General features: G+C 46.5%; 8 protein-coding genes. 3 read left to right on the forward strand and 5 right to left on the reverse strand.

The annotated features are described in order from the left end of the window. Nucleotides 1-35: 35 nt before the first annotated feature. The 5 genes from RTS09_RS07395 to RTS09_RS07415 all read right to left on the reverse strand — a co-directional run bounded on the left by RTS09_RS07395 (nt 36) and on the right by RTS09_RS07415 (nt 5671). Nucleotides 36-1172 carry a cysteine protease StiP domain-containing protein gene (locus RTS09_RS07395; RefSeq protein WP_312535660.1) on the reverse strand — a complete coding sequence of 379 codons (1137 nt, stop codon included), beginning with the start codon at nt 1170-1172 and terminating at the stop codon, nt 36-38. A gap of 2 nt (nt 1173-1174) precedes the next feature. Beyond that, complete coding sequence (locus tag RTS09_RS07400) at nt 1175-2005, reverse strand: hypothetical protein (protein WP_312535662.1); 831 nt, start codon at nt 2003-2005, stop codon at nt 1175-1177. 103 nt (nt 2006-2108) lie between these two features. After that, nucleotides 2109-3308: a phosphoribosyltransferase domain-containing protein gene (locus RTS09_RS07405; RefSeq protein WP_312535664.1), complete on the reverse strand. Its 1200-nt coding sequence runs from the start codon at nt 3306-3308 to the stop codon at nt 2109-2111. A gap of 28 nt (nt 3309-3336) precedes the next feature. Further along, entirely contained in the window at nt 3337-4419 is a 1083-nt protein-coding gene (locus RTS09_RS07410) for an ATP-grasp domain-containing protein (protein WP_312535667.1), read from the reverse strand. Between the two features lie 262 nt (nt 4420-4681). Further along, nucleotides 4682-5671: an extracellular solute-binding protein gene (locus tag RTS09_RS07415; RefSeq protein WP_138018894.1), complete on the reverse strand. Its 990-nt coding sequence runs from the start codon at nt 5669-5671 to the stop codon at nt 4682-4684. A gap of 182 nt (nt 5672-5853) precedes the next feature. Between RTS09_RS07415 and RTS09_RS07420 the strand changes: the two genes are divergently transcribed. The 3 genes from RTS09_RS07420 to RTS09_RS07430 form a co-directional block, all read left to right on the forward strand. Further along, the gene (locus RTS09_RS07420) at nt 5854-7455 is read left to right on the forward strand and encodes an ABC transporter permease (protein ID WP_312535673.1); all 1602 of its coding nucleotides are present in this window, start codon (nt 5854-5856) and stop codon (nt 7453-7455) included. After that, nucleotides 7452-8528, forward strand: coding sequence for an ABC transporter ATP-binding protein (locus RTS09_RS07425; RefSeq protein WP_312535675.1), 1077 nt, complete (start codon nt 7452-7454; stop codon nt 8526-8528). Before RTS09_RS07420 ends, RTS09_RS07425 begins: the two co-directional genes overlap by 4 nt. A gap of 455 nt (nt 8529-8983) precedes the next feature. Next, a partial coding sequence (locus tag RTS09_RS07430; protein WP_312535678.1) for a hypothetical protein occupies nt 8984-9164 on the forward strand: 181 nt, incomplete at its 3' end.

Below are 9164 nucleotides of genomic sequence, written 5' to 3' on the forward strand. Positions count from 1 at the left end.
GGTTAACAAGGTCGATGAGCGCAAAGATGCGGTTATCATTGGCTTCTGTCCTTAATAATGGTGACAGCTTGGTAAGGTGCAATACTGGTATCTGCAATTAATTGAATATTTTTTTCTTTACAAAGATGCCGCAGTAATGCTGTATCTTGTCCGTCTGCCATCTCATTGACCAATACACACTCAGGGTCGCGCCGTAATATCGCGCGGGTCGCCTCGGCGATGGTGGGTTTAATACGGTTGCGATTGCTGATGGCAAAGCGCGCCGCTAAGTCATCTATCACAGACTGGGTGGCAAAAATCGGCAATAACTTGCCCGTTAGCGGTGTTGATAAGGGCGTTTGCTTCCGCAGCGCATCAATGGTTTGGATAAACTCGCCACTGCGATCCCAAGGCTGTAACTGGTCATAATACACTGCTTGGTGCAGTCCATCACTGGGCTCACGATACAGGGTACGCGATATCAGCCCAGAGACAGTGCTATTGAGCAAACTTGCCGGCATCAGCCAATCATCATTACTTGCCGATAGCCAAGCCACCCCGGCAGGATCTGCCAACGTCACCAGTGGAATCACTCCCTCACCTTGGTGAAACAGTTGCGCTTGTTGCCGCTTATCAGTGATTTGGGCTAAACTTCGTTGCAATTCACCATAGATAGCCCCTTTACCCGTCCAACCATCGACAAACACAATCGGGCTATGGGGATGCTGCTGCAAAATATATTGCAAGGCAACAGGGTCAAGCCCGCGGTCACGGATGATACTCACCCCATAATGCTGGCTAGCTAACGCATAGCTGGCAGAGGCATCACTAAGCGCTTTTTGTAGCAAGACCCCAATCGGCAATCCTGCCCGCACGAGACTGACCAATATCAGCGGCTGCGAGGCACTCACACAAGCATGAAATAGCTGATGTAAGCTAAAGGCAAGGCTTGTGACATCATTTGCCATGCGCTGTTTGCCTGCCATCAATGCTTGATTGTACAAGGCTTCATGCGTGGCGCTGGGCGGTTTTTCAAGCGTCAGCATATCTGAATAATGGCGCTGACCTGATTGGATTAACGCTTCTTTTTGGGTTGGGCTGATATCATTGACGCTATCAGCACTGACGATATCGAGCAGCAAGGTAACCTCAGAAGATAAATAACTACCCGAAAAATTCGCCTGAATTGTCATGATTATAAACACCCTTGACTGATAGCATCATGCAGTTGCCCTCGATTGGGCGTGCCATACCAGTCCAATAATTGTAAAAACGGCAAATCCGCCAAGCTATCACCAAAACCAAAACAAGGGCGGTTTTTATCCAAATGATAATCGAGCAAAAAACGCATCGCGTGATGCTTGTTGACGACGTGCGGCAAGAGTGCCAAGTTATTGGCATTGACATGGATATAAAACTCATCGCCCAAATCAGGCACTTTATTGAGCACACTCGGCAGCTGTGCCGCAAACTGCAGCAAAGCATCGTGGTCTTTATACCGATGTTTGATGGCGACATATACCATCAAATCCGTCGCGTTATTGTCTACTATAAAGTGTTCATAATGTGGAGTTATACGCAGTGCTTCAAACCCTGCCAATCGCGCCATAAGCTGGGTCAGTTTGGGTTGTAGCGCCACCAATTGCCCTGCCATTAGCCGCTGCCAACGCGCACAAATCTGCCCCGACGGTGTTACAATCACTGCACCATGGGTCAAGACTTGCCAACTATCAAACGGCAGTTTGACGCGCATAATCTCAGTGGTATCTCTTGCGGTGACGGGGATAAGCTCCGTTGATTGGGATAACCAATTAAAAAAATGGCGCTGCTTTGGGGTCAAAAAGCTCAATGGCGCATTCTGCTTATCGACGGTCGCCGCCACCAACCCATCCATTGGCAATTGCCAAGCTGCAATTTTTCGCTGGGTTTGAAACAAGGTATCGTCCAAATCCATCAACGCATACGGTTTGACTAGCGCGACTTTTGATTCAAAAAAACGGGCTTCGGGTTTAAAAAAATCGGTCATTCACACTCACTTTTATCAAAATTAACTTTTATCGATTTTGTGACTGATTGGGTTTTGGTTGTCGGACTTCAGATATCGCACTTCGTTTGTCGGGTTTAGAATGTCAGATTTCGGGTCTCGGTGAAATTACCATGACATTATCAAAGCGCTGCCAAATCTCATCCACGCTATCTTGGGGGGTTTCCACGCACAACAGCACCCAATCCCACGCCTCAGGCGTCACGTTGTAAACAAAATTGGTCATGCCCAAGCCATAATGGTCAAAGAACTTGATGACGCTAGTCACGGCGCTATTAGCATGGATGGCGATGGGTGAACGCGTCAAGGCAGAAAATTTGACATCCGCCTGATACTGCGCCAATTGTTCGGCAAGCAACAACGGCAACCAAACAAACTCATTACTGCCCAGTACCAAGATTTTTTGATGGGCGAATGACGCTAGGGTCAATTGTCTTTGGCTCAGCGTATGATGCAAACCTTGCAGCAAAAAATCCAATCCCGATGTACTATCGCGTGCCGGTTGTCTACCCCAATTGCCGGTAGGCAGCAGTGGCTGACTGCCTGCCTTTGTGGTTGACACATTTGGCATGGTAACCGCAGGCGCATTCACCCTATCTGTCCACGTCCAATCTCCTGCGAGCAGATGATGGCGAAAAAAGGCGATGTCATTAAAAATATTACTATCTGTTTTGCCCAGTTTCTTACTAAGTTTTTTGCCCAGTGACCAATCAACCAGCGTCGCCAAATGCACTTGCTCAAGCTTACTCATTCCTGCTTGACGCAGGGCGTTGACCACATTTTGGCAGGTATTACCTGTGGAGGCTTCATCATCGACCATAATCAAGGTTTTGGCGTTTTCAACGTTCGCTTGTAGCGCGCTGTCATCACTTTGGTAAATCAAATGCACGCTGGCATGACTATGATCTTCGCTAAACGTAGCAAGCAGCTCTGCTGCCTGTGCATGCCGCGTCGAGTTGAGCAAAATAGCTTGCGGATAACGCGCCTGCAGCACTTGATGCACCCCTGCCGACAGTCCGACTGCGGTCTCCGCCATACCAATCACCACAATCGGTTCGGGCAAATCATCGGGTATGAGAGTCGCCAACTGGGTGAAGGCTTGTCGCATTTTATCGGGAGATACCGGAATATGTCGCCCCAATACTTTGGATACAAACAAAAACGCGCGCTTGGGATTGATACGCTCAGCAAACCCCAACAACTCATCGAGTTGATAATCCGCGCTGGTTTGATAACGTAAAGTAAGCTCGCCACGCGATAACGAAATGGTTTTTTGCTCGGTCATGCCGTCTGTTGTCCTGTTATTTTATCCGTTAGCCGATTTTGACACTGGTCATGAGCGGGCGCACGATGCAAGGGGTGATGGTATCACGTACCGTTGGCAGATGCGGTTTAGCAATACAGCCTGACCAATAGCCAAAAGCTAATTGGGTTAAATTCATCGTGCCGTTGTCAAAGGCATGATCGGTGTAGCCAATCCCACCAGAGGCGCGGCTATTGATTTCCAGTACCTTGTGCATGCCATTTTCATCAGCTTTGGTTTGGATGCTCACAATACCATCGGCTTTTAGGGCTGTCACCAGACGCTTGACAAGCTCCATCACTGTCTCGTCATAGCCCACATGCTGCTCACTGCCTTCTTTATAGCGCGTCACTGCGGCTAACACTTCCCCTGTCTCACATACCACATCAATCGAATATTCTTTGCCTGCTAGATAGGGCATCAGCAGCATAGCAATGGGTTGTTCTTTTACCAGTTGGCTATGGTTATAGGCGTGCAAAAATTGTGCAAGATGAATTTTTTTAGCATCGGTGAAGTATAAATGCTCAAAACTATCCCATTCATCGACCGCTGCCGTATCGAGTCGCCAAAACCCTTGCGCAAATATGCCTTTAACGGGTTTTACACATAACGGCTGCTCACCATGCAACGCGAGCAGTGCCATTAACTCATCTGTATTATCGAACTGCCAGCCACTTGCCACAGGGATATCATGTTGCTGGCAAAAAGCTGTAAAAGCGGCTTTATCATCCATTAATTCAAGCGTGGCTGTGTCAGTTGCGCCTGTCAACAATCGAATACCGGCTGCTTTGAAGTCTTGACGTCTGGCTTCATAATCTTGGCTATTGCGTCCTGTCAATACCACTTTGCTATTGTGCTTTTTGGCCTGTGCAAGTACAAACTCAACCCGCTCACTTGGCTCGGATGGCTCTTGGTACGCTATATCGGCACAGTTTAAGATTTCTGGTCGTGATTGTCGATGGGATGCCACGATGGTCATCGGTAAGTTATATTGGCATTTCATGGCTTGCATGGCAAGTAGCATCTCACGCTGGCTTGACTGCCCTTCTGCCAACCAAATTGAAAACGGGGTATTACTGGGGTTTAAAATCATTCAACTTCCATTGGCAACGCATCATGCCATTTAACTTATTATCAACTGGATGAAAAGCCGTATCATAAAATAAAACTGGGTTGGATGAATAGCATTTTTAGCATTTCGTCCACTAAAAAATCTTGGGCAACTAAACGAGTGAGTAACGCAATCATATTTTTTTCCTTTACCCCTTAATCAATAAAAAAAACGAATGCCACCTCACAGTGACATTCGTTTTTTTACCTAAACTGTATCTTTAACAAACAAGCGAATACCGTGTTTATTTATAACCCGCTTTTTTCATTAGCATAATCGCATGGCGTTGGTTTTTACCAGCCACGGATACATTGATAATGTCCTGCTTAAAGCTGCCCCATCTGGCGACTTTTGGATGTGGTGCGATGCGTGGGTTGGCTGGGTATTCACTGTTCAAGTCAGCAAATAAATTTTGTGCCTCTGCGCCACTGAGCCATTCCATAAATTTTTGTGCTTGTGCCGCGTTTTTGCTGTGTTTAACTACGCCAATACCCGATACATTGACATGGGTACCTTGCCATTTTTGGTTGGCAAAATAGGGTTTGACCTTAATGTTTGGCTTGGTATCAAGCAGCCGACCATAGTAGTAAGTATTGGCGATACCGACATCACAGCGACCTGCGTCAATTGCTTCAAGCAGCGCTGTGTCATTGGCAAATGGCGCGGTGGCTAGATTACTGACCCAACCTTTTAAAATACGCTCCGTTTGTGGTAAGCCGTTGTGATGAATCATGGTGGCAACCAAAGATTGGTTATAGACATTGTCCGATGTTCTTAAACACAGCTTGCCTTTCCACTTGGGGGTAGATAAATCTGCGTAAGTTGATAGCTGGCTTGGATTGATTTTGGTTGGGTTGTAAAAAATGGTACGGGCGCGCACTGACATACCAAACCAACGATTTTGTGGGTCTTGGAATTGCGGCGGGATATTGGTTTCAAGTACTTTTGAATTGACAGGTCTTAAGATGTTTTCTTGCGCCGCTTGCCATAAGTTACCGCCATCAACTGTGATAAGTAAGTCAGCTGGGGTATTAGCACCTTCTGCTTTAATTTTTTCGATCAGTACGCCTGCTTTATCGTTGACCAGCTTGATTTTTACGCCTGTTTGCTGCTCGTATTTTGCCACAATCGGCTTCAACAAATTATCAGCGCGCGCTGAATAAATCACCAGATCACTTGCTAGCGCAGGTGTTACCGCACCCATCAACATACCAAAAGTCATCAAGCGTTTCATAACTTACCCTTTTATTCGTCCTAAAAAATTATACCGAACACCCTACTAAAAAGCAGACCTTAACGATGCGACGGTGCAAGTTAAAATCGCCGCCAAACGTATTGGTTTCGTAGTATAATATAGAATATTTATTTAAACAATAATAATTATCATTTACATTAAGGTTGACGATTTGGGTGGACATGAATAAGGGTATTGGTTTGGCTCGGTTTTGGCTGGTGCTATGTTCGACTCTAGTATTGCTGCCGCTTTTGGTGGTACTTACTAGCTTTGGTGAGATTGACCAAGAGATTTGGCAGTTTTTGCTTGATTATCAGTTGGGGTTACTACTTAAAAACACCCTGATATTGCTAATCACGACGTCCGTCGGGATTTTGCTACTTGGCGTGACCACCGCATGGCTAACGGCGATGTACCAGTTTCCAGGACGTAAGCTATTTTTTTGGGCAATGATGCTGCCACTTACTGTACCTGCCTACGTATTGGCGTTTGTGCAATTGGGTATGTTTGACTATACAGGTGCGATGAGTACCTATTTGCGAGAGCAGCAGGGGTTTGCACAAGGACTGCCCGATATCCGCAATATTTGGGGATTATCGATTGTGCTGATACTAGCTTTTTATCCCTATGTGTATCTTCTCGCTCGCAACGCCTTTACCAGTATGGGGCAACAGGCGCTGGAGATGGGCGCATCGCTTGGCTTGACGCCACGCGAATCGTTAGTCAAAATTGCCCTACCGATGGCGCGTCCATGGCTAATGGGTGGCTTGCTGCTGGCGATGATGGAAGTCCTCGCAGATTTTGGTGCGGTATCTGTCTTTGGGGTAGAAACCTTTACTACTGCCATTTATCAAGCTTGGTTTGGCTTTTTTTCCATTGATACTGCCAAACAACTGGCTTCTTTACTGGTGCTATTTGTATTTGTCATGATTGTGCTAGAGCAGCTGAGTCGCGGCCGCCGTCAATTTGCCACCAAAAAATCAACGGCAATTCAGCCAAAGCCGCTACCTAGTGGTTTGGGTTGGCTGACAACGGTCTATTGCGGTGTGATTTTGCTGGTCAGCTTTGTGCTACCTGTCATCCAGTTGATTGTTTGGGTGGTTGCACATTGGCAGCAGGGCGATGTGAGCGCGTTGCTCCAGCCGATGGGCAATTCATTAGTGATTGGGCTTGTTGGTGCGGTATTGGTTATGGTTGTGGCATTGCTACTTGTGATTGCCAAGCGCAGTGATAAGTCATTGTTTGCCACGATTTTGATGCGTATTACCACGCTCGGCTATGCCATCCCTGGTTCGGTATTGGCGATTGGTATTTTTATCCCAATTGCAGCGATGGACAATCTGTTATTACAATTTTTGCCCGTCAGTGATGGTACGACCGCTGTCATCAAAGGCTCGTTAATTGTGATGCTTTTAGCCTATATTATTCGCTTTTTGGCGCTGGCAGTGTCGAGCATTGAGGCAGGTTTTGAGCGTGTCCGCCCAAGTCTTGTGGAGTCGGCAGTCATCCTCAATGTGCGCGGTGTTGCGTTGATTCGCCGTTTGTATATCCCTTTGGTCAAAAGCTCGCTAGGCGTTGCCGTACTCATGGTGTTTGTCGATTTGATGAAAGAGATGCCCATCACGCTGATGACCCGACCTAGTGATTGGGACACTCTCGCGGTGCGAATTTATGCCTTTACCATGGAAGGGCAGTTTCAGCAAGCCGCATTGCCTGCACTGGTCATTATACTAGCGGGACTGTTGCCCGTGATTTTGTTTTCCAAGGAAAGTAACGTAACATGAACTTCAATGATTTATCGCAGAACGCGGTATCGGATGCGCATTTGACTGTGAATGAGTTATCGCTCAGTTATCACCCGTCTAGCAAAACCGTCCTCGATCAGATTAGTTTTGAGTTGCCGCAAGGGCAAATTGCGTGTTTGGTCGGTCAATCTGGCTGTGGTAAAACCAGCCTGCTACGCTGCATTGCAGGTTTTGAAACCCCGACAGCAGGCTCAATTCAATTTGGCAAGCGGACGCTATTTGATAGCCGCACCCACATCAATATCCCTGCTTATCAGCGCCAGATTGGCATTGTGTTTCAGGATTATGCGCTGTTTCCGCATTTGACGGTGGCAGACAACATTGGTTTTGGGCTTCAACACTTGTCAAAAACTGACAGACAGTGCAACATTGATGCTTTACTTACCTTGATAGGACTGGAACATTTAGCATGTCGCTACCCGCATGAATTATCTGGCGGGCAGCAACAGCGGGTGGCATTAGCACGGGCGATTGCCCCCAATCCGCAGCTGATTTTGTTTGATGAGCCATTCTCAAGTCTCGATGCCGATATGCGAGAAGCGTTGGCGATGAGCATTCAGCAGCTACTTAAAGCCAAACAAATCAGCGCCATTGTGGTGACCCATGACCAGCAAGAAGCCTTTATGATAGCGGATAAAATCGGTATGTTGGCAGATGGTCGATTGCAGCAATGGGACACGCCAATTCAATTGTATCAAGCCCCCAGCACCGCCACGGTGGCAAAATTTGTCGGCAAAGGCAGCTTTCTACAGGCGCAGCAACATGGCAATGACTTGGTGACTGCAATCGGTGCGCTGCCAATGAGCAATTATCCTTATTTTGCAGACAGTCGCCAAGTGCTGATTCGACCAGAATGGCTATCGGTGGTACCCCAAACAAACAGCGCGGTTAATGGATTGATTACCGCCAAGCAGTTTAAAGGCAGTCATGTGGTTTATGAAGTGCAGCTTGCTAGTCAAGAGCGTGTGTTGGTCTACTCACCCACAGATGTTGCCATATTGGGCGAAAGCGTGGGGCTGATAATCACTCACCCGCCTGCAAGCCGTCAATAAAGGCTAAGTGAACCATCCCAAGATTATCGGAGACCTAAAACTCTGAGACAATACCCTTATGAATGAAAACCAAAAAACACCCAACAGAAGTTAAAAATAGAGCCGCCGAGTTGCTGATCGAATTGCAAAAGATTGTTCTTCACTATAGGCAGTCATACGAGCAATTGCATTCTACCAATGGATATGTATCGCCTATTATGTACCCATAAAAATATGAATAAATTAAAATCCTCATGAAATCAATAATCATGAAACCAATAATTTAGGCATTAAGAATGGTGCGCTCGGCGGGTGTCGAATCAGTGAATCAAGGCGTACCATAGTCTATAATTTTTTACATATATTCAATAACTTAGGTTATAGATTATCTCATTTTATTCCATTATTACTATCCTAATATCTGCATTTAATGTACACTAGAATGTACACTAATACAATACATTATTGGGTTACTCATGGAAAAACGTAAGCCTATCACATCTGACCGCAGTATCAGTTCACACAAAGCCGAAGCGAAAGAATATCTAGTGCCAGTTAAAGGGCGTCCTAAGTTATATTTAATGGTACGCCCTAACGAAACAAAGGTAAGCCCCCGACCACACCCTATTGCGGAGGTTGCCAAACATGTGGTAGTAG

The sequence above is a fragment of the Moraxella sp. CTOTU47618 genome (assembly GCF_032017425.1).
In the GTDB taxonomy this organism is placed as follows: domain Bacteria; phylum Pseudomonadota; class Gammaproteobacteria; order Pseudomonadales; family Moraxellaceae; genus Faucicola; species Faucicola tetraodonis.